Origin of the sequence: Jejubacter calystegiae (assembly GCF_005671395.1) — a bacterium.
Classification (GTDB): Bacteria; Pseudomonadota; Gammaproteobacteria; order Enterobacterales; family Enterobacteriaceae; genus Jejubacter; species Jejubacter calystegiae.
The window spans coordinates 3,451,703-3,475,952 of record NZ_CP040428.1 but is presented as its reverse complement, the minus strand read 5'-3'; the positions used below and the strand labels follow the sequence as shown (position 1 = coordinate 3,475,952).

Below are 24,250 nucleotides of genomic sequence, written 5' to 3'. Positions count from 1 at the left end.
ATCGGGATAGCGCCAGCCGGTTATCAAACGTTAATCGCTGATCCCTTATTGCGAGGAATCGGGAGCTTCCCGGGGAATCAGCTATGCTGAAAGCTCTTATACTTCAGAGAGGTGAACCATGAGCGGCGACATTAACCGCTATATTGTAACCATCAGCCACCAGGTCAGCGGCCTGACGCCGGTCAATGAGCTCAATAATGAGATGACCCGCGCAGGCTTTTCTCTCACGATCTCTGACGAAGAGGGCAAACTTCACGAGACTGGCCCGGGCAGTTGGGGCATGACCACTCCACTGTCGCCTGAAGAGGTCACGGAGCTGGCCCGGGGCTTAAGCAAGCTGGCACTCGGCGAAGAGCCGGAGATCGAACTCGTCACGCTGGAATCATGGTTACAGGCACGCGAGCATCCCAAATAACGTAACGACAACTTCCGTCCGGGGTTGTGCAGCAGGTCTGGTTTTTAACCCCGGTATCAGCGCTAAGCTAATGATTGATCTGGAGCATCAGGCAACGGGGGACCGTCTATGTGGCAAGCTATCAGCCGTCTGCTAAGCGAGCAGTTTGGTGAGGGAGAGATTGAACAGCGCGCAGAACTTCCGGGTGGAGAAGTCCATTCCGCCTGGCGCATCCGTTTTGCCGGCCATGATATCTTCGTGAAAAGCGACCGGCGCGATATGCTGCCCTGCTTTACCGCGGAGTCGGATCAGCTGGCGTTACTGGCGCGCAGCGGCACAGTCAAAGTGCCGAAAGTACGCGGCGTGGCCAGTACTCGCGACTACAGTTTCCTGCTGCTGGACTATCTGGCGCCGCGTCCGCTGGATGCGCACAACGCCTTCCTGCTGGGTCAGCAGCTGGCCCATCTGCACCAGTGGAGCGATCAGCCTCAGTTCGGCCTCGATTTTGACAATCATCTTTCCACCACGCCGCAGCCCAACCAGTGGCAGCGGCGCTGGGCCACCTTTTTCGCCGAGCAACGCATCGGTTGGCAGCTGGAGCTGGCAGCCGAAAAAGGGCTGGAATTTGGCGATATCGATAAGATTGTCGAGGCGGTACAGCGGCGGCTGGTTAACCATCAGCCCCAGCCTTCTCTGCTGCACGGCGATCTGTGGTCGGGAAACTGCGCGCTGGGACCGGACGGCCCCTTCCTGTTTGATCCCGCCTGTTACTGGGGCGACAGAGAGTGCGATCTGGCCATGTTGCCGCTACACAGCGAACAGCCGCCGCAAATCTACGACGGTTATCAATCCGTCTCCCCCCTGCCCGTCGACTTCCCCGACCGTCAACCGGTCTACCAACTCTATACCCTGCTGAACCGGGCTAACCTTTTTGGCGGTAAACACCTTACAGAAGCCCAGCGCACTCTGGAGCTGGTACTGGCGGTCTGATACCCTCCAGAACCCAAAAAACGCCCCGTGGGGCGTTTTTTGGGGCGCGGAAAAGCGCTACAGAAAGCCGAGCAGTTTAAAGAAGAAGTAGCCCAGTACAATCAGGATAATCGGCAGAATATACAGCGGGAAGAACTGCAGAAAAATGGTGTGGCGCGGCACCACCACCCGGGCGTCAAGCTGCGCGCGGCTCAACCCTTCGTCACCCTTTGCCTGTTCCAGTATGAGCTGGTCTTCCACCCCTTCACGCAGAAAGCGCGCCTGGCGCGCCATACGGGCACCGCTGGCCTGCAGCGCCATGCCAACAAAAATCAGCGCATAGATAATCCAGAATCCCGGATTCATTTGCTGATGAAAGTCGGGTAGCGGCGAGTTGTGCCAGAAAAAGTTCAGAAACGGCGTATTAAAGCGCACCATATCGATCATCACATGCGCAAAATCCATCATCACCGCATCAATGCCCGGTCGCTTCTCGCTGTGCTCATACATAAACTTAAGCAGCGATATCACGGTAGATACCAGCGCCGGAATAAAAATCACCCAACCGGCGACGCGTTTTAACAGCGCAACGCGCCCAGCTTGTTGATACGTCATCCTCTCCCCTTGTGCTTATGAGGCTATCCTGAATCCTGATTCTAACCCGTCCGCCGGTTTTTCGCCTGATTTTTGCCGTGAGTTCGGGTAAATCACTGGTAAGCCCCGCCGTTCCAGGCTATTGATATGCAGAACTTTCGTTATATTTGCCGTTAACAGGAGTGGTAACCATGCCGAACCAACGTCGGGTACTCGCCGCAATTTTTGATATGGATGGATTGCTGATCGATTCCGAGCCGCTATGGGATCGGGCCGAACTGGAAGTCATGGCCGGGTTGGGCGTTGATATTACCAGGCGCGGCGAGCTGCCGGATATTCTGGGACTACGCATCGATATGGTGGTGGATCTCTGGTACGCCCAACAGCCCTGGCAGGGCATCTCTAAAGCACAAGCCACCGCGCAGATCATCGAGCGCGCTATCGCACTGGTCGAAGAAGAACGCCCCCTGCTGCCCGGCGCACGCGAAGCCGTGGCGCAGTGTAGAGCGATGGGGCTAAAAGTAGGGCTCGCCTCAGCCTCGCCAATGCGCATGCTGGAGCGGGTATTAGCCATGTTCGAACTGCGCGATCAGTTTGATGCCCTGGCCTCCGCCGAAGGGCTACCGTTTAGTAAACCTCATCCCCAGGTTTATCTGGATGCCGCCAGTAAGCTGGATGTGGCGCCAGTTAACTGCGTATCGCTGGAAGATTCGGTCAATGGGATGATCGCCTGTAAAGCGGCGCGTATGCATTCAATCGTGGTACCGGCCATTGAAAATCGCGGCGACCCACGCTGGGCGCTGGCCGACGTGCGCCTGGAGTCGCTTAACGCCCTGGCTCCCCACCATCTTCGCCCCTGATAGCCCACCGGGTGTGGGAAACGCCCGGTTGCATAATTTTTGAAACATAATTTCATTTTATTTGTTATTTCCCTTTCCCACGCCTATGATTGATCCCATCAGAGCAGAACCAAATCCATGCCAGACAGGAGCAATCTATGATTCTCGATGCATTTTCTCTTCAGGGCAAAGTGGCGATCGTCACCGGCGGCGACACCGGGTTAGGCCAGGGAATGACCCTGGCACTGGCAGAAGCTGGCTGTGACATCGTGGGCGTCAGCCGTAAAGATCCCATTGAGACACGTGAGAAAGTGACCGCGCTGGGCCGTAAATTTATGGCTATTCAGGCCGACCTTAGCACCACCGATGCCATTGAGGATATCGTCAGCCGCACCGTCACAGAGATGGGTCACATCGATATTCTGGTCAATAACGCCGGAACCATCCGCCGCGCCGACTCGCTGGAATTCAGTGAAAAGGCGTGGGACGAGGTGATGAACCTGAACCTGAAATCGCTATTCTTCCTTTCCCAGGCCGTGGCCCGCCAGTTTATCCGCCAGGGGAGTGGCGGCAAGATTATCAATATCGCCTCCATGCTGTCGTACCAGGGCGGCATCAGGGTTCCCTCTTATACCGCATCGAAAAGCGGCGTTCTGGGGCTGACCCGACTGCTGGCTAACGAGTGGGCGCCTCACGGTATTAACGTTAACGGCATCGCGCCTGGCTATATGGCCACCGACAATACCCAGGCGCTGCGCGATGATGAAAACCGCAGCCAGGAGATTCTGGAGCGTATTCCGTCCGGTCGCTGGGGCACGCCGGAGGATCTGCGCGGCCCGGCTGTATTTCTGGCCTCTTCGGCTTCTGACTATGTCAACGGCTTCACGCTGGCGGTCGATGGCGGATGGCTCGCCCGTTAATCCCTGTTACTACAGTGACGTTGTGATAAAGTGTTACAACGTCACCACTTCCTTCTACTGTATAAAAACCCTATACTGGATGAATTGACAGTTACCCCGGGTTTTATCATGACGGCGGAAGGCCACCTCCTCTTTTCCATCGCCTGCGCAGTATTTGCAAAAAATGTGGAGCTGACGCCGGTCCTGGCCCAGGGTGACTGGTGGCATATTGTGCCCGCTGCGGTGCTGAGCTGTCTGATGCCGGATATCGACCACCCTAAATCCTTCCTGGGGCAACGCATTCCCTGGGTGTCGCGTCCGGTGGCCAGAGCCTTTGGTCACCGGGGATTCACCCACAGCCTGCTGGCGGTTTTCGCGGCGCTGACGCTGTTCTATCTGAAGGTGCCTGAAAGCTGGGTGATTCCCGCCGACGCCATTCAGGGTATGGTGCTGGGCTATCTGAGCCATATTCTGGCCGATATGCTGACCCCGGCTGGCGTACCGCTGCTCTGGCCCTGTCGCTGGCGTTTCCGTCTGCCCATCGTCCGGCCGCAAAAAGGCAATCAACTGGAGCGTGCGCTGTGCATTCTGTTTTTCTGCTATGCGCTGTGGCTGCCCCAGTCTGCTCCGGACAATGAAGCGGTACGCTGGTCATCCTGGGTCATTTCCAGTCTGCAGACAGGCTTCGACCGTTTTATTAATCACCAGATGGGCCAATAACCCCGCACGTTATTCCATTTAAGAATATTCAATTCCTTTTGGGTATAATCTCCCGTTTTTTAGTGCTGTTACACTTGGCACCATACCTATAAGGCCGCGCAGTTATACGCGGTCATAGACAAAACTCAGGAGTAAACGGGGATGAACTTTCCACTTATAGCGAACGTTGTGGTGTTCGCTATTCTGCTGCTGGCGCTGGCGCAAACGCGGCACCGTCAGTGGAGTCTGGCGAAAAAAGTGCTGGTCGGTCTGGTTCTGGGCGTGCTGTTTGGCCTGGGCCTGCATCTGGTCTACGGTGCCGACAACCCGGTAATGAAGCAGTCGATTGAGTGGTTTAATGTGGTCGGTAATGGCTATGTCAAACTGTTGCAGATGATCGTCATGCCGCTGGTCTTTGCCTGTATCCTCAGTGCCGTGGCCCGCCTGCATAATGCCTCTTCGCTGGGCAAAATTAGCGTACTGACCATCGGCCTGCTGCTGCTGACCACCCTGATCGCCGCCCTGGTCGGTGTGCTGGTCACCAATCTGTTCGGTTTGAGTGCCGAAGGACTGGTTCAGGGCAGCGCTGAAACCGCACGCCTGAACGCTATCCAGAGTAACTATGCCGGTAAGGTCGCCGACCTGTCGGTACCGGAACTGCTGCTGTCGTTCGTACCGAAAAATCCGTTCGCCGATATGACCGGCGCCAGCCCCACGTCAATTATTAGCGTGGTGATTTTCGCCGCCTTCCTGGGCGTGGCCGCGCTGAAGCTGCTGAAAGATGACGCCCCTAAAGGCGAGCGGGTATTGATCGCCATCGATACCCTGCAAAGCTGGGTAATGAAGCTGGTACGCCTGGTGATGCAGCTGACGCCTTACGGCGTGCTGGCCCTGATGACCAAAGTCGTCGCCAGCTCTAATCTGAATGACATCGTGAAACTGGGTAGCTTCGTGGTGGCTTCCTATCTGGGCCTGGCCATTATGTTTGTGGTGCACGCTCTGCTGCTGTCGCTGGCTGGCGTCAGCCCGCTGCGCTTCTTCCGCAAGGTGTGGCCGGTACTGACCTTCGCCTTTACCAGCCGCTCCAGCGCCGCCAGCATTCCGCTGAGCGTTGAAGCACAGACTCAGCGTCTGGGCATTCCGGAATCTATTGCCAGCTTTGCCGCTTCCTTTGGGGCAACCATTGGTCAGAACGGCTGCGCCGGACTTTACCCGGCGATGCTGGCGGTCATGGTCGCGCCGACCGTGGGGATTAATCCGTTGGATCCGATGTGGATTGCCACCCTGGTGGGTATTGTTACCGTCAGCTCCGCTGGTGTGGCGGGCGTGGGCGGCGGCGCGACCTTCGCCGCGCTTATCGTCCTGCCAGCCATGGGGCTTCCGGTGACCCTTGTGGCCCTACTGATCTCGGTAGAGCCGCTGATTGATATGGGCCGTACCGCCCTGAACGTGAATGGCTCTATGACGGCAGGCACCATCACCAGCCAGCTACTGCGTCAGACCGATAAAGCAGTGCTTAACAGCGACGAGGAAGCTGAACTGGCTCACCGCTAACCTCCTCCGCGCTAAATAAAAAACCCGGTACTTTTTCAGTACCGGGTTTTTTTATACCTCCTCCTGACGCAGCTGGTCGGCCCAGCGCTGCGCCGCCTGAGGCATATCAAATGCAGGGGAACGCCGAAAGGCATTCTCCACCAGCACAAACGCCACATACTTGCCACGCAGCACCCAGACATCGCGATACTCTTCAAGACGTCTGGCATGTTCCGGCGGCGCCGGCTCATGCCTGGGGGTGTAGCTAATAACCGGGCGATTCTGATGACGAAGAGGTTTCATAAGCGCTGTTTAATCGATCCGTTACGAAAACTGGCAAACCGTTATGATAGCGGATTTGTCGCGGCCGCGTCGCGCATCCCGTGCGCGACGCGGCTGTCCGGTGAGTGTTCCGGGAAAACGGGGCGAGGCCGACGCAAAACCTCGCGGTGGCCTGGAACACCCCTTTTATCCATAAAAAAACCGCCGTTTACCGGCGGTTTTGAGGATCCGTCAGGATGCAATTACAGCACTTTTTTCTGCGGAGACTGCGGATCGGTATCGTATTCGGCACAGGTCTGATAGCCGGAGTTAATCACGTGGCCGGTCTCATTCAACGCCACAAAGTAGGTTTCGATCTTGTTGCCGCGCTGGCCCAGGATATAGGTCTGGCAGGTACCTTTGGCGTGAACCATAGAGACCTCAGAAGAGGGCTGACCTGCTATCTGGCGAACCTGCTCGCGGGTCATCCCCTTTTTCACATCCTTAACCACCGGCTGAGTAAACTGATCGGCGGTACGATCATAAGCCGTACAACCTGCCAGCATGGTTAAAACAGCTGCTGCGCCTAAAAATCCTGTGAACTTGTTCATTTTTCATCCTCTGTTTTATCTCGGCGAGTCCAATAATCCTGGAATATAAAACAATTTTTTTCAAGTTGTTAACAGGCGACGCGCACTTTAAGAAAACTCTAAATAGAAATGCAACCCACTGATCTGCCGAAAAACGCGCCATTTACCCGCCCCCTCGCCCCCCCTCTCTTGTCGTTTGGCGTCCAACGGGTTAGTTTAAAGCAGCATTTTTTTGCATCCGCCGTCGCGGATGATTCATTTTTATGGAGGGGGAGATGGGCCTACAGCAAGAGATTATTAAGGCACTTGGCGTAAAACCGGTAATCGACGCCAGGCAGGAAATTCGCCGCAGCGTCGATTTTCTGAAGTCTTATCTGCAGCGCTATCCGTTTCTGAAAACCCTGGTTCTCGGTATCAGCGGCGGGCAGGATTCCACCCTGACCGGCAAGCTGTGCCAGACCGCCATCAGCGAACTGCGTAAGGAAACCGGCAACGACGAATACCAGTTTATCGCCGTACGTCTGCCGTTTGGCACCCAGGCCGATGAACAGGACTGCCAGGACGCCATCACCTTTATCCAGCCGGATCGGGTACTGACCGTCAATATTAAGGCCGCGGTACTGGCCAGCGAGCAGACACTGCGCGAGGCGGGTATCGAACTAAGCGACTTCGTGCGCGGTAACGAGAAAGCCCGCGAGCGCATGAAAGCCCAGTACAGTATTGCCGGCATGACCCACGGCGTGGTCGTCGGTACCGATCACGCCGCCGAAGCGGTAACGGGCTTCTTCACCAAATACGGCGACGGCGGCACCGACATTAACCCGCTGTTCCGTCTGAATAAACGCCAGGGCAAGCTGCTGCTTAAAACCCTGGGCTGCCCGGAACATCTGTATCTGAAATCCCCAACCGCGGATCTGGAAGACTCCCGTCCCGCCCTGCCAGATGAAATCGCCCTGGGCGTTACCTACGATCAGATCGACGACTATCTGGAAGGGAAAACGGTCGGCTCTGAAGCGGCACAGATTATTGAGAACTGGTATCAAAAAACCGAACATAAGCGTCGCCCGCCCATTACCGTCTTTGACGACTTCTGGCACCGCTAACTTTCAGCGCCCGCCATTCGTGCGGGCGCCCTTCCCTCACCCCCTTTTTCTGGATTAATGACAGGCGCCATGATGGCGAATTTTTGACAATGGACGTAATCACCCGGCGCGCGACCCTGCTTGGGCTACTCGCTATACTGCTGTGGAGCACCTCGGTCGGACTGCTGCGCAGCATCAGTGAACACTTTGGTCCTGGCGGCGGCGCGGCACTCATCTACACCCTGAGCGCATGTCTGCTGTGCCTGACCCAGGGACTGCCCCGCCCAACAGCGCTGACGCGTCGCTATCTGCTCATCGGCGGGGGACTGTTTGTCTTCTACGAAATCGCCCTGGCGCTGGCGATCGGTCTGGCCCATACCCGAACTCAGGCGCTGGAGCTTGGAATGATCAACTACCTGTGGCCGGGACTGACGGTGGCCCTGGCGCTGCTGCTTAACGGCCAGCGCGCCTCGTGGTGGCTGTGGCCCGGACTGCTGCTGGCGGTAGCCGGTGTGGGGCGGGTGATGAGCGGCGATGGCGCCTGGAGCCCGGTGCTGCTGTGGCGAAACGTGCAGGACAATCCGCTGGCCTATGGCCTGGCCTTTAGCGCCGCCGCCGTCTGGGCACTGTACTGTAACCTCACCCGCCGCTGGGGCGGCGGCAAAAGCGGCGTGCCGCTGTTTTTCTGCGCTACCGCGCTGATTCTGTGGATAAAATACAGTCTGGGCGACGAGCCGCCGCTGCGTTTTGCGCTTTCCCCGGTGCTGCAACTGCTGTTTATGGGCGGCTCTACGGCGCTGGCCTACGCCGCATGGAACTTCGGGATCCAACGCGGCAATATGACGCTGCTGGCTACCGCCTCTTACTTTACCCCGGTACTTTCCGCGCTGATCGCCAGCCTGTGGCTGGGTCTGATGCCCGGCTGGCCTTTCTGGCAGGGGGTGATGATGGTGGTAGGCGGTTCGCTGCTGTGCTGGCTGGCGATCCGTCGCTATTAATAATAATAATGACAATGACAAAATGGCCCGGCACCTTCCTTCCGGGCCATTGCCATCATCCCCAATTCTTTTACGCTTTTAACTAAAATACTTTATTTATACATTCATATTAGTATTAAAAATAATGCGTTTAAGTATGAACCTATACAATATAAATTACATTTAATTGTGTGGTAAACATCACTAAAAAAAGCCTACCAATCTCGCCACATAATCATTATTTTAAATCACCATATTCTCAACACTCAATATTCCCCAGTCATATTTTGCCTGGGAATTATTTCTTACTGTCATTTTAATACCGGCCCGTGCCAGGGATAATAACTATGTACGACTTAATCGTTAAAGATGCGCTGTTAGTATTAACAGAGGGCACTTTTCACACCGATATCGCCGTCGATAAGGGGAGCGTCGCTGCATTACTGACCCCAGGCTCGGCGGCGCCAGCCCGGCGGATCATCGACGCCCGCCACCATAAGGTGTTACCCGGCTTGATCGATGCCCATATGCATGTGCAGGCGCCTTTTCAGGGCATCACCGGCAGACTCTCTTTTTATCAACAAAGCCTCTGCGCCGCTTTTGGTGGCGTAACCACCCTGTTCGATTTTACCAATACCCGACGACAACAATCGGTATTGCAGGCACTACATGAAAGGCGGGAAGAAATGGCGGAGTGCGCGGTGGATTACGCCGTACACGGTAAATTTATCGAGGCATCTGCCCGCCATTGTGCAGAAATTCCCGCGCTTATTCGCGCCGGCTGTCCAACGTTTAAGTTATTTATGACCTATAGCAGGGAAGGCGTCATGGCCAACGACGCGACGCTGGTCCGAATTTTCACTTTGGCCCGCCAGCACCCCATTTTGCCGATGGTCCATGCCGAGTCCGATGCGCTCGTCGAGCATTTTTACCAACATAAGGTTGCAGCGGGACAGCTCACATGGCGCGACTTCGCCGAACATAAACCGAAGCTTTGTGAAAGCGAAGCCTTCCAGCGCGCCGTATCGCTTGCTACCGGGCTGGGGAGCCCGCTATTGATCGTGCACACCACCCACGGCGAGTGTCTTGATATCGCCGCACGGGCGCAGCGCCGCGGTTTTCCCATTTATGTCGAGACCTGCCCCCACTATCTGACCCGGTTTGACGATCTGTATCAGGATCCCGCAAATGGCCATCTCGCTATTTGCTCTCCTCCACTGCGACGACCTGAGGATGCGGCGGCGTTATGGCAGGGGATCAAGCAGCGGGTCATCTCCGTCACCGGTTCAGATGACTGCGCATTTAGCCGCGAAGAGAAAGAGCGCCAGCTACAGCGCGATGCCCGGGGCAATTTTATTCAGGACTTTCGTCTGGTCGTCAACGGCGTGGCAGGAATGGAAACTCGTCTGCCCATTCTGTTAACCGAAGGCGTTGCTGCCGGACGCATCACCCTTAACCAACTGGTGGCTATCACCAGCACCAACGTCGCCCGACTGATGGGCTGCTACCCGCGGAAGGGTACCCTACTCCCCGGCAGCGATGCCGATATGGTGATTCTTGACGATAGCGAACGCTGGACTCTGCGTCAGCAGGATCTGCATAACGGCTGTGATTACAGCCTGTATGAAGGATTCCAGGCGACAGGCAGGGTTATCGCCACCCTGTTACGTGGTGAAACCATCGTTCATCGGGGCCAGTTTCTTGGCAACCGCGGGCAGGGCCAGTACCTGCACCGTAGCCTTGATACCGAGATCATTCGCCACTTTTACCCTTTTGCCTGATCGGGCGCCGCCTGGCCCACGCTGACCGGGTTCGGCAAGTACACATCTTTTAGTCAGGGAGCAGACCATGAATAACAGAATGAGTCCGGAGCTACTACCCAGCACGGAACAGCAAAGAACCCTTACCACCTTCGATCTCGCCATCCTGTGCGCCGCCATGGTGGTGAACGTTGTCGGATTGATTATCCCCACCCAGATCTTTTTTGCCGGAGCGCTCAGTCCGCTGGCAATTTTACTCTGTGCGCTACTCGGGTTTTCACTGGTCGCCTGCCTGATTACCCTTACCGGCGATATTGGTACCCGTTATGGCGTCCCCTTCACCCTGTTTATCCGCGACTGCTTTGGACTGCGGGGCGCCATTGTCGGTTCGCTGGCCCGCGCCGCCGTTTGTGTCACCTGGTGTGGCATCATCACCTGGCTGGGAGCGAGCGCGATTAATACCATCCTGGAAACCTGGCTCGGTTTTTCCCACTTTTGGATAGTCTTCGCCATTTTCGCTGGCTGCCAAATCGTTAATGCCAGCCGGGGGGTCAAATCCATGTCGCGATTTGGCTGGCTGGCTATCCCGCTACTGGCACTGATGCTGTGTGCCATGGTGCTGTGGCTGCTGAAAACGCACGATATTACGGTGCTGACGGTTTTTGAACGTCCCCCAGAACCGTCAACGCCGGACAGTTTCACCTTATTTGGCGCAATTTCCGTTTTCGCGGGCGGCTGGCTTTCCGAAGCCCTGAACGGCAGCGATCTGTCACGTAAATTACGGTTAGCGCACAATGCTCCTGAAGCCTCATTTTTCATGCGCAACCGCGCGATGATTATCGCCTTTTTTACAGGGTTTATTATCAGCGGTCTGGTGTTGTCGGGTACCGGTCTTATCTCCGGCGTACTGAGTGGCCACTACGATCCGGTAGAGATGATGAAGGTCTCCTTCAGAGAACAACCGCTAATACTGGTCATCGGCTGTCTGACACTGGTGGTTGCCCAGTGGAGCACCAACACCTGCGCCAATATCTTTCCCGCAACCCTGGTGCTGCTGAATCTGTGTCCGCGCCTCTCCTTTGCCGCTGCGACCTGGATTGTAGGCCTGCTCAGTATTCTGCTGATGCCCTGGTTGCTGATGGCGCATCTGGCATGGGTGCAGATTCTGTTTTCCGCCTGCCTGGCCCCGGTTCTGGGCATTATGCTGGTGCACTATTATATTATCTTACGCGGTCATGTTGATGTCGCCGCACTCTACGACAGTGGACAGCGTCGCTGGCGGGTAAACGGAATGCTCGCCCTGGCGATTGGCATTATCAGCGGCATCGTTTTTCGCGATCAGGCTTTTTTTGTCGCCTTTCCGGTAGCCAGCCTCAGCTACGGATTACTGGTACACATCAGAGGACGCGAGCGATAAATGGCAAAAACCGCCGGCGAACTTCGCACGGCGGTTTTTATTATGATGGTCAAAGGGGCATCGTCGTTTATTCAGCAGCCGCTTTATTCATGCGATCCTGCTTTTTGGTCAGGTGCTTTTCAAAATTGGCGTTGTACTGCTTTTTCTGCTCCGGAGTCAGCACATTATAAATCTTATTCTGGGTTTCCATCATCGACAGCATACGCTGTTGATTCTGTTTCTCCCCTTTTTCAATCATCTGCTCAGCTTTGGCCCGGTCAAAGGTATCGCTGGCGACCAGGTTATGCATGGCGCGGCGCTCATCCAGGTTCGGGCGCGGCATTTTCTGGCGCTCGGCCTTCATAATGTCGCGGACCTGCTGTTTCTGGGCATCGGTCAGGTTAAGGTCTTTAAACATCATCATATGATGCGGACCGCGCGGACCTTTATGATGATGCATCTTCACTGCGTCTTCCTTTGCGGAGGTCGTGGACGTATCGGCTGCATGTGCCAGATTCGCCGCGCCCAGGGCCAGAGATGAAGCAACAATAATCGCAGTTAATTTACGCATAGTATCTTATCCTTATTCAGTTATTCGGCGACGTTACTTTGTCGCGTTGACGGAAATGAGTTTAGGGCTTTCGGAGTCAAGTAACCACAGGTGTCGTAAAGTAATGAAAGCCTGATTGCGAAGTTTTCGCCAATTATGAAGGAAATAAGGAGAACAGATGCAGACCGGTAACAAAAAATAAAATTCCGAGGAATCGCCAGAAATTATGGAGAAAGGGTAATCGATTTATTTGGTGAAATAAAGCCCGACATCAGGAACAGTCTGAATATTTAATATTTTGTGGTTAACTGAATAAATTCCGGCCACCCAGGCCGGAATGTTACTCCGCATCTATCAGCATCAAACCGGCACGTAACCCCGGCGCCACTCGGGGGTTGGGAAACAGCACATACTCGGTAGGATACCTGGCCAGATAGCGCCTTCCCGACTCTTCCGCCAGTAAGTCACCGGCGTGAAAGGCGGTAAAATTAGGCGTCTGGTCCGCCATATGCAGCACAAACGCCTCGCTCTGTTTAGTTAACTGACGCACCACCCGATAGCGCCGGGGCGGTCGCTCAGGCATCACGGGCGTCTCACCACGTAGCAGCGCACGCAGGGCCATATCCGCCAGCCTGAACTGCGTCAGGTCATTGTCACCCAATGGCCGGGCCTTACCCAGCTCCAGGGTGGCGCTCAGGGCGGCGCAGCAGGCGTGGCTGAAGTGACTGAAGGTGCCCGCTGGCGACTGATGGAATACCAGCGCCTCCAGCCCCGCGGCCCCCAGCCAGGCCAGAAATCCTTCATCCCACGGAGTCTGACTGGCGGGCAGCACTCCAAAGCGCGGATGCAGCGATTCTCGCAGCGCGGTGTGTAGATCCAGATGCCAGCGCCGCGGCGCGCGATAAAATTCCATCAGCCGCTGCTCCAGCAGCCTGGCGCGCTCCCTCTCCGCCCCCTCAGGAAAGCGCTGCCAGCCTTGCGAAAACAGACGGTTGAGATCCTGAGCCTGGTAGCGACGCCCGGCGCGCAGGGCACCGGGATTGCCCAGGAGAACCAGCAGTCGCCAGCGCAGCGGCAATTCCCCCGCCGCCAGGGCCTGGATAATGGCATCCAGTAACTCTACCGGCGCGGTCTCATTACCGTGGATCGCCGCAGAGATGACCAGATCGCCCACCGGTTCGGCATCTGGCGCTATGCTCAGGATCCCCTCCTCCCGCCACTGCCACGAAAAACCTCTCTGCTCGCCGCATTGCGCTTGCGGCGCCCTGCCGTTTAGCGTCCGGGCCAGAAAATCCCTCATGCCGTTACCTCCCGCTGAAAATCGTATAGCGCCCCAAGGCTGAGGATGCCGGTCAGCTCATCCAGCGCCGTTCTGCTCTCTTCCAGCAGTTGCGGATCCCGTAAATCATCGGCGATCAAACGGTCCCGGTAGTGGCGCTCAATCCAGGCGTCGAGGCGGTTAAACAGCGCCTCGTTCATCCAGACCCCGGGATTGACCGCCGACTGCTCCGCCTCGTTCAGCACCACTCTTAGCCTCAGACAGGCCGGGCCACCGCCGTTAGCCATGCTTTCACGCAGATCGAACACCCGCAGCCGGGTGATCGGGTTATCCTCCGCCAGCAGCTCATTCAGATACTCCCACACGCCCGCATGACGTCGGGCCTCTTCAGGCAGCACCAGCGTCATTCCGCCATCGGACGTCGTTAGCAACTGGCTGTTAAACAGGTAGGTCTGCACCGCATCCGCCACTGATACCCGACGCTCCGGCACCTCGATGAGCTGAAAACCGGGCAGCCGCTCGCCCAGCGCCTGCCACAGCGGCTCCGCCTCCACAAAGGCCCGCTCATGACACAGCATCAACTGCTGGTTGCTGACGGCAATCACATCGTTATGAAACACGCCGCAGTCAATAACCTCTGGATTCTGACGCACAAAATGCGCCTGATGTGACGCCACCCGATTCAGTCGAGCCACCGCCTGACTGGCCGCCAGCGTCTGGCGGGCCGGGTAGCGCTTCGGTCCCTCGCCCGGTTCGCCATCGCCCCGCCCCCAGACAAAAATCTGGATACCGGGCGCGCCGTAATCCACGGCGAGTCGATTATGGTTGGCGGCCCCTTCATCGGCGAAAGCGGCCACCTGCGGCAGCGCGTTATGAATCTCAAAGTAACGGGTATCCCCAAAGATGGCGCGCAGCGCTCGCCCGGTGACGCGGGCTTCGACAGCCCGGTGAAACTTGCTGTTCAGATTTGCCACCGTAAAGTGCACCCGCCCATCCTGACTGTCCGCTGACGGCGATACCGTGGCGGCATTGGCAACCCACATGGCCGAAGCCGAACTGGCCGCTTCCAGTAACCCCGGCGCCTGACGCCAGACCTGCGCCAGCACCGCGCCGTCATTGCCGCTGAATCCCAACTGGCGCAGGAGCGCCACGCCGGGGCGCTCCTGAGGTGGGATGACCCCCTGAAGGAAACCGGCATCCGCCAGCGCCTTCATCTTGAGCAATCCCTGACGAGCCGCCAGTCGCGGGTTAGCGACCCGATGACGGTGACGCATCGAAGCCTCATTGCCCAGCGACAGTCCTGCGTAATGATGAGTGGGCCCCACCAGCCCATCAAAGTTGGCTTCACGGGCGTTCATCGTCACCTCCGGAAAAGTCCAGCCCCGGACTGAGCTGTTGCGGCAGCGGACAGCGCTCGCTCTCCAGGCTCGCCATCGGCCAGGCACAGGCATCTGCCATATACCAGGCTCCCGGGCGATGGTTACCCGACGCCCCCACGCCGCCAAAGGGCGCCGTGCTGGCGGCGCCGGTCAACGGCCGGTTCCAGTTGACGATACCGGCTCGCGCTTCCAGCAACAGACGGTCAAACAACGCCCGATCCGGTGAAATCAGTCCCGCCGACAAACCGTAGCGGGTCGCATTCGCCAGAGCGATAGCCTCATCGAAGCTGTCATAGCGCCAGACGCCCAGCAGTGGGCCGAAGACCTCCTCGTCCGGAACCCCGGTCACGCCGGTCAGTTCCACTATCCCCGGCGCGACAAGCGAACTGTGCTCATCCAGCAGTGCCGGAGCCAGTAACGGTCGACCGCCCCGCGCCAGATGCTGGCGCCAGGCCGTCATCACCCGCTGTGCCGCATCGCGGCTAATGACGCCGCCCATAAAGGGTTGGGGCTCGGCATTCCAGGCCGCCGGACGCAGCCGCTCTGCCACCGTCACCAGCCGTTCAAGAAAGCGCTCCCCCGCCGCGCCGCGTTTAACCAGCAGGCGGCGTGCGCAGGTGCAGCGCTGCCCGGCGGTAATAAAGGCCGACTGAATGGTCAGATGCACCGCGCCATCGATATCGTCGGGCTGGTCGACAATCAGTGGATTATTGCCCCCCATCTCCAGTGCCAGAATCTTTTCCGGCTGACCGGCCAGTTGACGATGTAACTGATAGCCGGTGGCGGCGCTGCCGGTAAACAGCAGGCCATCGATACCCGGATGTCCCGCCAGCGCCTGACCGGTTTCTGACCCGCCCTGCACCAGATTCAGCGCCCCGGGCGGCAGACCCGCCTGCTGCCAGAGTTTCACCATTTCGGCGCCGCTGCCCGGCGTCAGCTCGCTGGGCTTAAATACCACACAGTTGCCCGCCAGCAGCGCGGGAACAATCTGACCATTCGGCAGATGACAGGGGAAGTTATAGGGGCCGAACACTGCCAGCACCCCGTGCGGCCGGTGACGCAGGCTGGCCGCCGTGTCGTCACCCAGCGGCGTACGCTGTTCGCCGGTGCGGGCATGCCAGGCTTTTAGCGAAATGGCAATTTTATTAACCGCTGCCGTCACTTCGGTGAGCGCCTCCCAGCGGGGTTTCCCCGTCTCCCGGGCGATGGTCTGGGCCAGTGCATCTCTTTGCTGCTCCATCAGCGCGGCAAAGCGTTCCAGAATCGCAAAGCGGGTTTCCAGCGGACGGCGGGCCCAGTCAGGAAAGGCGGCCCGCGCCGCATTGCAGGCCGCTTCCACCTCTGGCGGACTGGCGCCGTTTCCCTGCCACAGCGTCTCTCCCGTTACCGGGTTCGTTTTGTGAAATGGCGTGCCGCTACCCGGCAGCCAGCGACCGTTAATCCAGTGTGTCATCCGCGTTTCTCCTGTGGGACGAGACGGACCAGGCGCACCCGGTCACCGCTACTGCATTTCAGGGCATCGGCCGTTGCGCCATCCAGTACGATGCGCGACGCCCGGGGATTAGCCGCCACCAGCAGGGCACGAAAATGGTGATAGTTTTCATTCGCCACCAGGCACAGCGGCTGGGAATCGCGGGCGGGCTGACCGACCGCCACTTCCACCATCCGGCTGTCGCGGATGGCCCTCACCTGATCCAGGTCGCACTCCAGCGTTGGCCCGCCGTCGAAGATGTCGATGTAGTGGCGATAGCGGAACCCTTCCGCCTCCAGCACCGACCGGGCCGGTGCCGTCTGAGGATGCACTTCGCCAATAACCGCCCGCGCTTCGGGGGAGAGAAAGTCGGTATAGATTGGATGCTTCGGCATCAGTTCAGCGATAAACGCTTTCTGTCCGGTTCCGCACAGATAATCCGCCTTAACGAAATCCATAGCGAAAAAGCGGCTGCCAAGGCTATCCCAGAACGGTGACTGGCCCTGCTCGCTACTGACGCCGCGCATTTCCGCCACCAGCTTGCTGCTGAAATGCTCCGGAAATGCGGCCATAAACAGAAAGCGGCATTTAGAGAGCAGATAGCCGTTGCCCGCATGGCGCCATTTCGGATCGAGAAACAGTGAACAGAGCTCGCTGCTGCCGGTGTGATCGTTACTGAGAAACAGGGTCGGCAGCGCTTTATAAACGTTAAGCTCTTTCGAGGCGTGCACCAGAGTCCCCACCCGGTAGTTATACCAGGGCTCGGTTAACCCCACGGCGACTTCTATGCCGCAGATCCCTACCGGTTTACCGCTCTCCAGCTCTTCAAGGATAAAAACATAGCCCTGCTCCCCACGCGGCAGCTCGCCGCGCCAGGTCTGGAACGAACGTTCGATACGCGCCGCGATGGTCTCTTCATGGGCGGGAAGCGATGTCAGGCCGCTACCGGCACTGCCCAGCATCGCTATTAACCCGCCCAGATCGGCATGGGTGGCGGGACGGATCGCTATCACAGGCGGCCCTCCCCAACCACGTTGCGGCAGGCATGCTCAAAACGTTCCAGCCCTTCGTCGATATCCTGTTCGTCGATAATCAGCGATGGGGCAAAGCGCAGCACATCCGGACCAGCCACCAGCATCATCAGACCTTCTGCGGCAGCGGCCCGCAGAATCGTCTTCGCCTGACCGGCATATTCCGGTCGCAGTTCGCAGCCAATCAGCAGCCCCAGTCCGCGGATCTCGCGAAACAGCGCCAGTCGGGCATTGATGGCCTGCAACCGGGTGATAAAGTGCTGGTGGCGCTGTCTGACGCCCTCCAGCAACTCCGGCGTGTTTACCAGTTCCAGCACCCGACCGCCCACCGCTCCCGCCAGCGGATTACCGCCCCAGGTGGTGCCGTGGGTGCCCACTCCCAGCGTGCGGCCGATAACGTCGGTGGTCAGCATCGCCCCCACCGGGAAACCGCCGCCCAGTGCCTTGGCGCTGGTTAAGACATCCGGCGTCACGCCGTAGTGCATATAGGCGTACAGCGAACCGGTACGCCCAACGCCGGTCTGAACTTCATCAAAAATCAGCAGCGCATCGTGGCGATCGCACCGCTCGCGCAGCCCCGCCAGGAATTCACGCCGCGCCGGTATCACGCCCCCTTCCCCCTGGACCGGCTCCACAATCACCGCGCAGGTTCGGTCATCGATAAGCTTCGCCGCCGCCTCTAAATCGTTATAAGGCACATGGTGGATATCAGGCGGCAGCGGCGCAAAATCCCGGGACCAGGCAGGCTGACCACCCGCCGATACGGTAAACAGGGTACGGCCATGAAAAGCGCGATCGAAGGCGAGGATCGCGCTCTTTTCCGGGCCACCGCGATCGTGACCATACTTGCGCGCCAGCTTCAGGGCAGCTTCGTTAGCTTCAGCCCCGGAGTTACAGAAAAAGGCCCGTTCCGCAAAGGTGGCGTCAATCAACTGCTTCGCCAGACGCAGAATGGGTTCGTTGGTGTAACCATTCCCGGTGTGCCACAGTTTTGCGGCCTGCTGTTCCAGCGCCTGACGCAGCGCCGGATGGGCGTGCCCCAAAGCATTCGCGGCAATGCCGCCCGCAAAATCGATATACTCTTTTCCTTCTTTGTCCCACAGCCGTGAGCCGAAGCCCCGGTCAGGAATAAACGGGGCCGGCGCGTAAAGGGGAACCATCCAGGTATCAAAGTCTTCGCGGGTAACGGACTGGGTCATAGTGGCCTCGTGAAATATTAGTTTGGATATTGTTAATAAAAAGTATCAAATCACCTTCTGACTGTAGATTGCAGGCTTTGTGCCAGCCAGCCGGGAAAATGCATAAATCAGGAGATGATTTGAAATATCAGCAAGTTAACAATCACCAATATTCACTAAAAGTGCATAAAAAGTGAATAAGAAGAAATAAATCCATTACAGCAGAACGATAAACAGATAATTTATTCAGTATCAGACGATAATTTTGTTTATGAGATCCAGGTCCAAATTTCACAAAGAGTTATGCGCCATAAGGTAGCATCCTGCACCAGATTAAAGCGTCAATTACAGCGAATGGTTGCGCCATCATTTCGGAAGGGGAATCCGGCGTCGATTTCTGCTAACATCCCTGCCACATTCACCTGACTGCGGCAGCGATTTATGAAATTTGTCTCTTTTAATATCAACGGACTGCGCGCCCGCCCCCATCAGCTGGCGGCGATTGTCGAACAGCACCAGCCGGACGTTATCGGCCTGCAAGAGACCAAAGTACACGACGATATGTTCCCCCTGGAAGAGGTGGCGAAGCTCGGGTACAACGTGTTTTACCACGGCCAGAAGGGCCATTACGGCGTTGCACTCCTCACCAAAGCCTCGCCGCTGGCGGTACGCCGCGGCTTTCCGGGTGACGGGGAAGAGGCCCAGCGCCGTATTATTATGGCGGATATCCCCTCACCGCTCGGCTCGCTGACGGTGATCAACGGTTACTTTCCCCAGGGCGAAAGCCGCGACCACCCGCTGAAGTTCCCGGCTAAACAGAAGTTCTACCAGGATCTGCAAAATTATCTGGAAAGCGAGCTCAGCAACCAGAATCCGGTGCTGATTATGGGCGATATGAATATCAGCGCCACGGACCTCGATATCGGCATTGGCGAAGAGAACCGCAAGCGCTGGCTGCGTACCGGTAAGTGCTCCTTTCTGCCGGAAGAGCGTGAATGGATGGAAAGGCTGCTGGGCTGGGGACTGGTGGATACCTGGCGCGCCGCCCATCCGGAGACCCAGGATCAGTTCTCGTGGTTCGACTATCGCTCTAAAGGGTTTGATGATAACCGCGGGCTGCGTATCGATCTGCTGCTGGCCACGTCGCCGCTGGCCGAACGCTGCACAGAGACCGGCATCGATTATGAAATTCGCGCCATGGAGAAGCCCTCCGACCATGCGCCAATCTGGGTGAAATTCGATCTGTAATCCGATGAATACCCTGGATGTGGTGGCAGCCATTATTCACCGTCGCGGCGAGATTCTACTGGCGCAGCGTCCACTGGGCGGCGATCAGCCGGGGCTGTGGGAGTTTCCCGGCGGCAAGGTGGAACCGGGCGAAAGCCAGCCTCAGGCGCTGGCGCGTGAACTGTGGGAAGAGCTGGGGATCCGGGCGACGGTGGGCGACTATATCGCCAGCCGGCGTCAGCAGGTGACTGGCCGTATTATCCACCTGCACGCCTGGACGGTGCCGGACTACCTGGGCGAAATCCAGCTTCTGAACCACAGTGCCCTGGTCTGGTGCCGACCGGAAACCGCCAGGGATTATCCCCTTGCCCCGGCGGATATTCCGCTACTGGCGGCCTTTATGGCTTCACCCGCCGCCAGACCAGCGGATTAGTACCGACCGCTCCCTGTTCACGCTGGCACTGTAGCAGTATCCCTTCGCTTTTAATCACCGCCCCTTCACTGTAGTTGCGATCCTCAAACAGGCAGCAGCGGCTACAGTTCGCTGTTCGATCACGGGTGCGCTCCAGGCTTTGCGCGGGGATTTTCACCTCAACATCGGGGGCCGGGCGGGCCCCTGCGGGCAGTACCACGCCCAACGCCAGCGCGGCGAATAACAGTCGGCGTTTCATACCACTACACTCCATTCCGGTATTTTCATTACGGATATTCTGGCCCCAGCAACGCATGACGGCAAGCCCTGTTTATTTTCTCCCGGGCGGTGATATAGTCAAAAAATAACCATAATCCCGCCTGCGGGCCTTTTCCTTTATTTCCGATGACAGGAGTCACTCTATGACCACAATCCCTTCCCTGGAGACCTTTCTTGACCGCGTGCTGCAACGCGACCCCCACCAGCCGGAATTCGCCCAGGCGATGCGGGAGGTATTCGCCACCCTGTGGCCCTTTCTGCAACAGCATCCCGACTATTTTGACAATGCCCTGCTGGAGCGTCTGGCAGAGCCGGAACGCGTCATTCAGTTCCGGGTCGCCTGGACCGATGACAGCGGCCAGGTTCAGGTCAACCGCGCCTGGCGAGTGCAGTTTAACTCCGCCATCGGCCCCTATAAGGGCGGTATGCGCTTCCACCCTTCGGTCAATCTGTCGATCCTGAAGTTCCTGGGCTTCGAGCAGACCTTTAAAAATGCCCTGACCACCCTGCCGATGGGCGGCGGTAAAGGCGGCAGCGACTTCGATCCCAAAGGTAAGAGCGACGGCGAGATCATGCGTTTCTGCCAGGCGCTGATGAGCGAGCTGTGGCGCCACCTGGGGCCGGATACCGATGTTCCCGCTGGCGATATCGGCGTCGGCGGTCGGGAAGTGGGTTATATGGCCGGGATGATGCGTAAGCTGAGCAACGCCAACAGCTGCTCCTTTACCGGCAAAGGATTAAGCTTCGGCGGCAGCCTGATTCGCCCGGAAGCCACCGGCTACGGTTTGATCTACTTTACCGACGCCATGCTCAGGCAGCACGGTATGGCGCTGGAAGGCATGCGGGTCGCGGTCTCCGGCGCCGGTAACGTAGCGCAGTACGCCATTGAAAAAGCGCTGGAGTACGGCGCCCGGGTCATCACCGCTTCAGATTCCGCTGGCACCGTGGTGGATGAAGCCGGTTTTACCCCTGAGAAACTGGCGCGACTGAAAGCGATTAAGGCCAGCCATAACGGTCGGCTGGTGGATTACGCCCGGGAGTTCTCGCTCCCCTGGCACGAAGGCGCCAGGCCGTGGCAGGTGCCGGTCGATATCGCCCTGCCGTGCGCCACCCAGAACGAGCTGGATGTCGATGACGCCCGGCAGCTTATCGCCAGCGGCGTCCGGGCGGTGGCGGAAGGCGCCAATATGCCGACCACCCTGGAAGCGACCATGCTGTTCCAGCAGGCTGGGGTACTGTTTGCGCCAGGCAAAGCGGCCAACGCCGGCGGCGTGGCAACGTCGGGACTGGAGATGGCTCAGAACGCGGCGCGCCTGAGCTGGGACAGTGAAGAGGTCGACGGGCGGCTGCATGCCATTATGGAAAAAATCCACGCCGACTGCGTCACCTGGGGCAGCGACGACACCGCGCAGGTAGACTACGTGCGCGGCGCCAATATCGCAGGCTTTGTCAAAGTGGCCGATGCCATGCGCCATCAGGGCGTTATCTGAGTCAGACGCCGGTGGCGGCCTCTTTACCGCCGCCTTTACCCCGGCGTTTCCCCTTCATCGCGCCGCCTTTACGGGCGGCGCGTTTTTCCGACTGGGGCTCGGGAGCCGCCAGACCGCGAAACTGGCGCACCGGGGCATTGCGCGCCAGGCCGATCAACTCATGCAGGGTGTCCACCAGCGGATACATAAAATCCTGATAGCGGCACTGCTTTTCGCTGATGCGGGTCAGCGTCGATTCCCAGTGGGCGGTCATATCTGGCCGTCCGGCAATCTCCGGCAGCGAGTGAATCAGCGCCCTGCCGGGGTCCGAAGAGTGAATATAGCGCCCCTTCTTAACCAGAAAACCGCGCCGGAACAGCAGCTCGATAATTCCGGCCCGGGTGGCTTCGGTACCCAGTCCGTCGGTCGCGCGCAGGATCTTCTTTAAATCTTTATCCTGCACAAAGCGCGCGATACCGGTCATGGCCGACAGCAGCGTAGCATCGGTAAAATGGCGCGGCGGCTGGGTCTGACGCTCCACCACCTCACCCTTTTCGCACAGCAGCTCGTCACCCTTCGCCACCACCGGCAGCGGCGTACCGTCGTTATCTTCATCGCGCTCTTTGGCCCCCAGCAGGGTGCGCCATCCGGCTTCCGCCAGAAAACGCGCCCTGGCCACAAAGCGGCCACCGGCAATATCGAGATCGATAACGCACTTACGGAATACGGCATCCGGACAGAACTGCATCAAATACTGGCGGGCAACCAGCTCGTAGACCCGGCTCTCGTTTTCGGTCAGCTTCACGGCGCTGCCGCGGGCGGTCGGGATGATGGCATGGTGGGCATCCACCTTTTTGTCATCCCAGCAGCGGTTGCGGATTTCGGGATCCACCACCGGCTGCGGCAGTAGATCCGGCGCGTGAACGCCGATAGCGTTAAGCACCGAATGACGCCCGGCGTAGTGCTCTTCCGGCAGATAGCGGCAGTCAGAACGGGGATAGGTAATCAGCTTATGGGTTTCATAGAGCTTCTGGCAGGTGTCCAGCACCGTCTGGGCACTCAGGCCGAAGCGTTTTGCCGCCTCAATCTGCAGGCTGGAAAGCGAAAACGGCAGCGGCGCCGTCTCTGACTCGCGCTTATCGTTATAAGCCGTTACCGTGGCTGGCTGACCGTTAATGCGTTTAACCACATGCTCCGCCAGCCCCCGGTGCAACAACCGCCCCTCTTCATCCTGATAAGGCTCGCAAGAATCGCTGGGCTGCCAGACCGCCACAAAGCGTTCATCCTTCGGGGTGACGATATGGGCGCGCACCTCAAAAAAGTCACGCGGGACAAAGTTTTCGATCTCTTCGTCACGGCGCACCACCAGCCCCAGTACCGGGGTCTGTACCCGCCCGACCGAAAGCACTCCCTGATACCCGGCGTTACGCCCCAGTAGGGTCCAGGCCCGGGTCATATTGATGCCGTACAGCCAGTCGGCGCGGGCACGAGCCAGCGCGGAAACGCACAGCGGCACAAATTCGCTGTTGGCGCGCAGCCTTGCAATGGCGCGCTCCACCGCCTGCGGGTTGAGATCGTTGATCAAACAGCGCTGAACCTGGCGCCGCTTTTCCGGCGCCAGTTCCAGGTAGTCGAGCACCTCATCCACCAGCAGTTGCCCTTCGCGATCCGGGTCACCGGCGTGCACCACTTCGCTGGCCTGCTCCAGCAGCTTACGGATGACGTTAAGCTGTTTGGCGACCGACGGCCGCGGCTGCAGCCGCCACTTTTCCGGGACGATGGGCAGATCGGCCAGATTCCAGCGCGCGTAACGCCCGTCGTAGACATCCGGCTGAGCCTGTTCCAGCAGGTGGCCCACGCACCAGGTCACCACCTGGCCGTTGCCACACTCTATGTAGCCATCGCCGCGGCGATGGGGTTTGGGCAGCACATCGGCAATGGCTCGCCCAAGGCTTGGCTTTTCCGCGATAAACAGCCGCATG

General features: G+C 58.2%; 24 protein-coding genes. 13 read left to right on the top strand and 11 right to left on the bottom strand.

Annotation, left to right across the window (positions count from 1 at the left end):
* The first annotated feature begins 118 nt into the window (after positions 1-118).
* Together ghoS and FEM41_RS16070 are read left to right on the top strand one after the other, a co-directional pair.
* A complete protein-coding gene (gene ghoS / locus FEM41_RS16075) occupies positions 119-415 on the top strand; it encodes a type V toxin-antitoxin system endoribonuclease antitoxin GhoS (protein WP_138097214.1) in 297 nt (98 codons plus the stop codon).
* A gap of 108 nt (positions 416-523) precedes the next feature.
* Complete coding sequence (locus FEM41_RS16070; protein WP_138097213.1) at positions 524-1,384, top strand: fructosamine kinase family protein; 861 nt, start codon at positions 524-526, stop codon at positions 1,382-1,384.
* Between the two features lie 57 nt (positions 1,385-1,441).
* Here the strand turns inward: FEM41_RS16070 and FEM41_RS16065 are convergent, their stop codons facing one another.
* The gene (locus tag FEM41_RS16065; protein WP_138097212.1) at positions 1,442-1,978 is read right to left on the bottom strand and encodes a YniB family protein; all 537 of its coding nucleotides are present in this window, start codon (positions 1,976-1,978) and stop codon (positions 1,442-1,444) included.
* A 170-nt stretch (positions 1,979-2,148) separates the two neighbouring features.
* On the opposite strand from FEM41_RS16065, the gene hxpB reads away from it, so the two are divergent.
* The 4 genes from hxpB (at position 2,149) to FEM41_RS16045 (ending at position 5,948) form a co-directional block, all read left to right on the top strand.
* Positions 2,149-2,817 (top strand): hexitol phosphatase HxpB, encoded by a 669-nt coding sequence (hxpB, locus tag FEM41_RS16060; RefSeq protein WP_138097211.1) that lies wholly within the window; start codon positions 2,149-2,151, stop codon positions 2,815-2,817.
* A gap of 137 nt (positions 2,818-2,954) precedes the next feature.
* Entirely contained in the window at positions 2,955-3,716 is a 762-nt protein-coding gene (gene kduD / locus FEM41_RS16055) for a 2-dehydro-3-deoxy-D-gluconate 5-dehydrogenase KduD (RefSeq protein ID WP_138097210.1), read from the top strand.
* Positions 3,717-3,824: 108 nt separating this feature from the next.
* Positions 3,825-4,415 (top strand): metal-dependent hydrolase, encoded by a 591-nt coding sequence (locus FEM41_RS16050; protein ID WP_138097209.1) that lies wholly within the window; start codon positions 3,825-3,827, stop codon positions 4,413-4,415.
* Between the two features lie 141 nt (positions 4,416-4,556).
* Complete coding sequence (locus tag FEM41_RS16045) at positions 4,557-5,948, top strand: L-cystine transporter (protein ID WP_138097208.1); 1,392 nt, start codon at positions 4,557-4,559, stop codon at positions 5,946-5,948.
* 51 nt (positions 5,949-5,999) lie between these two features.
* Here FEM41_RS16045 and cedA read toward each other — a convergent pair whose 3' ends face one another.
* Together cedA and osmE are read right to left on the bottom strand one after the other, a co-directional pair.
* Positions 6,000-6,230, bottom strand: coding sequence for a cell division activator CedA (gene cedA, locus FEM41_RS16040; RefSeq protein ID WP_138097207.1), 231 nt, complete (start codon positions 6,228-6,230; stop codon positions 6,000-6,002).
* A gap of 221 nt (positions 6,231-6,451) precedes the next feature.
* Entirely contained in the window at positions 6,452-6,799 is a 348-nt protein-coding gene (osmE, locus tag FEM41_RS16035) for an osmotically-inducible lipoprotein OsmE (RefSeq protein WP_138097206.1), read from the bottom strand.
* Between the two features lie 254 nt (positions 6,800-7,053).
* Here osmE and nadE point away from each other — a divergent pair, with 254 nt between their 5' ends.
* The 4 genes from nadE (at position 7,054) to FEM41_RS16015 (ending at position 12,014) form a co-directional block, all read left to right on the top strand.
* Entirely contained in the window at positions 7,054-7,881 is an 828-nt protein-coding gene (gene nadE, locus FEM41_RS16030; protein WP_138097205.1) for an ammonia-dependent NAD(+) synthetase, read from the top strand.
* A gap of 89 nt (positions 7,882-7,970) precedes the next feature.
* Entirely contained in the window at positions 7,971-8,858 is an 888-nt protein-coding gene (gene yddG / locus FEM41_RS16025) for an aromatic amino acid DMT transporter YddG (RefSeq protein WP_138097204.1), read from the top strand.
* Between the two features lie 326 nt (positions 8,859-9,184).
* A complete protein-coding gene (locus tag FEM41_RS16020; RefSeq protein WP_138097203.1) occupies positions 9,185-10,618 on the top strand; it encodes an amidohydrolase family protein in 1,434 nt (477 codons plus the stop codon).
* 67 nt (positions 10,619-10,685) lie between these two features.
* A complete protein-coding gene (locus tag FEM41_RS16015; protein ID WP_138097202.1) occupies positions 10,686-12,014 on the top strand; it encodes a cytosine permease in 1,329 nt (442 codons plus the stop codon).
* A gap of 67 nt (positions 12,015-12,081) precedes the next feature.
* On the opposite strand, the gene spy is transcribed toward FEM41_RS16015, so the two are convergent.
* The 6 genes from spy to FEM41_RS15985 form a co-directional block, all read right to left on the bottom strand.
* The gene (gene spy, locus FEM41_RS16010; RefSeq protein WP_138097201.1) at positions 12,082-12,564 is read right to left on the bottom strand and encodes an ATP-independent periplasmic protein-refolding chaperone Spy; all 483 of its coding nucleotides are present in this window, start codon (positions 12,562-12,564) and stop codon (positions 12,082-12,084) included.
* A 319-nt stretch (positions 12,565-12,883) separates the two neighbouring features.
* Complete coding sequence (gene astE, locus FEM41_RS16005) at positions 12,884-13,843, bottom strand: succinylglutamate desuccinylase (protein WP_138097200.1); 960 nt, start codon at positions 13,841-13,843, stop codon at positions 12,884-12,886.
* Positions 13,840-15,180: an N-succinylarginine dihydrolase gene (gene astB / locus FEM41_RS16000; RefSeq protein WP_138097199.1), complete on the bottom strand. Its 1,341-nt coding sequence runs from the start codon at positions 15,178-15,180 to the stop codon at positions 13,840-13,842. The genes astE and astB overlap by 4 nt, the downstream gene beginning before the upstream one ends.
* Positions 15,167-16,654 carry a succinylglutamate-semialdehyde dehydrogenase gene (astD, locus tag FEM41_RS15995; protein ID WP_138097198.1) on the bottom strand — a complete coding sequence of 496 codons (1,488 nt, stop codon included), beginning with the start codon at positions 16,652-16,654 and terminating at the stop codon, positions 15,167-15,169. Before astD ends, astB begins: the two co-directional genes overlap by 14 nt.
* A complete protein-coding gene (gene astA / locus FEM41_RS15990) occupies positions 16,651-17,634 on the bottom strand; it encodes an arginine N-succinyltransferase (protein WP_241666647.1) in 984 nt (327 codons plus the stop codon). The genes astD and astA overlap by 4 nt, the downstream gene beginning before the upstream one ends.
* Positions 17,635-17,681: 47 nt before the next feature.
* On the bottom strand, positions 17,682-18,902 hold the full coding sequence (locus tag FEM41_RS15985; protein WP_138097196.1) for an aspartate aminotransferase family protein: 1,221 nt from the start codon (positions 18,900-18,902) through the stop codon (positions 17,682-17,684).
* 420 nt (positions 18,903-19,322) lie between these two features.
* Between FEM41_RS15985 and xthA the strand changes: the two genes are divergently transcribed.
* Entirely contained in the window at positions 19,323-20,129 is an 807-nt protein-coding gene (xthA, locus tag FEM41_RS15980; RefSeq protein WP_138097195.1) for an exodeoxyribonuclease III, read from the top strand.
* Between the two features lie 4 nt (positions 20,130-20,133).
* On the top strand, positions 20,134-20,541 hold the full coding sequence (locus FEM41_RS15975; protein ID WP_138097194.1) for a pyrimidine (deoxy)nucleoside triphosphate diphosphatase: 408 nt from the start codon (positions 20,134-20,136) through the stop codon (positions 20,539-20,541).
* On the opposite strand, the gene FEM41_RS15970 is transcribed toward FEM41_RS15975, so the two are convergent.
* Positions 20,507-20,779, bottom strand: a complete 273-nt coding sequence (locus tag FEM41_RS15970; RefSeq protein WP_138097193.1) for a DUF1496 domain-containing protein — start codon at positions 20,777-20,779, stop codon at positions 20,507-20,509. The two genes, FEM41_RS15975 and FEM41_RS15970, sit on opposite strands and share 35 nt — an antisense overlap.
* Before the next feature lie 163 nt (positions 20,780-20,942).
* On the opposite strand from FEM41_RS15970, the gene gdhA reads away from it, so the two are divergent.
* Positions 20,943-22,289: an NADP-specific glutamate dehydrogenase gene (gdhA, locus tag FEM41_RS15965; protein ID WP_138097192.1), complete on the top strand. Its 1,347-nt coding sequence runs from the start codon at positions 20,943-20,945 to the stop codon at positions 22,287-22,289.
* 1 nt (position 22,290) lies between these two features.
* Here gdhA and FEM41_RS15960 read toward each other — a convergent pair whose 3' ends face one another.
* Positions 22,291-24,249, bottom strand: a complete 1,959-nt coding sequence (locus tag FEM41_RS15960; RefSeq protein WP_138097191.1) for a DNA topoisomerase III — start codon at positions 24,247-24,249, stop codon at positions 22,291-22,293.
* Between the last annotated feature and the right edge of the window lies 1 nt (position 24,250).

Excerpts from the sequence above, each read along its gene's own strand:
- ghoS (WP_138097214.1), top strand. The coding sequence starts at position 119 with ATGAGCGGCGACATTAACCGCTATATTGTAACCATCAGCCACCAGGTC.
- FEM41_RS16070 (WP_138097213.1), top strand. The coding sequence starts at position 524 with ATGTGGCAAGCTATCAGCCGTCTGCTAAGCGAGCAGTTTGGTGAGGGA.
- FEM41_RS16065 (WP_138097212.1), bottom strand. The coding sequence starts at position 1,978 with ATGACGTATCAACAAGCTGGGCGCGTTGCGCTGTTAAAACGCGTCGCC.
- hxpB (WP_138097211.1), top strand. The coding sequence starts at position 2,149 with ATGCCGAACCAACGTCGGGTACTCGCCGCAATTTTTGATATGGATGGA.
- kduD (WP_138097210.1), top strand. The coding sequence starts at position 2,955 with ATGATTCTCGATGCATTTTCTCTTCAGGGCAAAGTGGCGATCGTCACC.
- FEM41_RS16050 (WP_138097209.1), top strand. The coding sequence starts at position 3,825 with ATGACGGCGGAAGGCCACCTCCTCTTTTCCATCGCCTGCGCAGTATTT.
- FEM41_RS16045 (WP_138097208.1), top strand. The coding sequence starts at position 4,557 with ATGAACTTTCCACTTATAGCGAACGTTGTGGTGTTCGCTATTCTGCTG.
- cedA (WP_138097207.1), bottom strand. The coding sequence starts at position 6,230 with ATGAAACCTCTTCGTCATCAGAATCGCCCGGTTATTAGCTACACCCCC.
- osmE (WP_138097206.1), bottom strand. The coding sequence starts at position 6,799 with ATGAACAAGTTCACAGGATTTTTAGGCGCAGCAGCTGTTTTAACCATG.
- nadE (WP_138097205.1), top strand. The coding sequence starts at position 7,054 with ATGGGCCTACAGCAAGAGATTATTAAGGCACTTGGCGTAAAACCGGTA.
- yddG (WP_138097204.1), top strand. The coding sequence starts at position 7,971 with ATGGACGTAATCACCCGGCGCGCGACCCTGCTTGGGCTACTCGCTATA.
- FEM41_RS16020 (WP_138097203.1), top strand. The coding sequence starts at position 9,185 with ATGTACGACTTAATCGTTAAAGATGCGCTGTTAGTATTAACAGAGGGC.
- FEM41_RS16015 (WP_138097202.1), top strand. The coding sequence starts at position 10,686 with ATGAATAACAGAATGAGTCCGGAGCTACTACCCAGCACGGAACAGCAA.
- spy (WP_138097201.1), bottom strand. The coding sequence starts at position 12,564 with ATGCGTAAATTAACTGCGATTATTGTTGCTTCATCTCTGGCCCTGGGC.
- astE (WP_138097200.1), bottom strand. The coding sequence starts at position 13,843 with ATGAGGGATTTTCTGGCCCGGACGCTAAACGGCAGGGCGCCGCAAGCG.
- astB (WP_138097199.1), bottom strand. The coding sequence starts at position 15,180 with ATGAACGCCCGTGAAGCCAACTTTGATGGGCTGGTGGGGCCCACTCAT.
- astD (WP_138097198.1), bottom strand. The coding sequence starts at position 16,654 with ATGACACACTGGATTAACGGTCGCTGGCTGCCGGGTAGCGGCACGCCA.
- astA (WP_241666647.1), bottom strand. The coding sequence starts at position 17,634 with ATGCTGGGCAGTGCCGGTAGCGGCCTGACATCGCTTCCCGCCCATGAA.
- FEM41_RS15985 (WP_138097196.1), bottom strand. The coding sequence starts at position 18,902 with ATGACCCAGTCCGTTACCCGCGAAGACTTTGATACCTGGATGGTTCCC.
- xthA (WP_138097195.1), top strand. The coding sequence starts at position 19,323 with ATGAAATTTGTCTCTTTTAATATCAACGGACTGCGCGCCCGCCCCCAT.
- FEM41_RS15975 (WP_138097194.1), top strand. The coding sequence starts at position 20,134 with ATGAATACCCTGGATGTGGTGGCAGCCATTATTCACCGTCGCGGCGAG.
- FEM41_RS15970 (WP_138097193.1), bottom strand. The coding sequence starts at position 20,779 with ATGAAACGCCGACTGTTATTCGCCGCGCTGGCGTTGGGCGTGGTACTG.
- gdhA (WP_138097192.1), top strand. The coding sequence starts at position 20,943 with ATGACCACAATCCCTTCCCTGGAGACCTTTCTTGACCGCGTGCTGCAA.
- FEM41_RS15960 (WP_138097191.1), bottom strand. The coding sequence starts at position 24,249 with ATGCGGCTGTTTATCGCGGAAAAGCCAAGCCTTGGGCGAGCCATTGCC.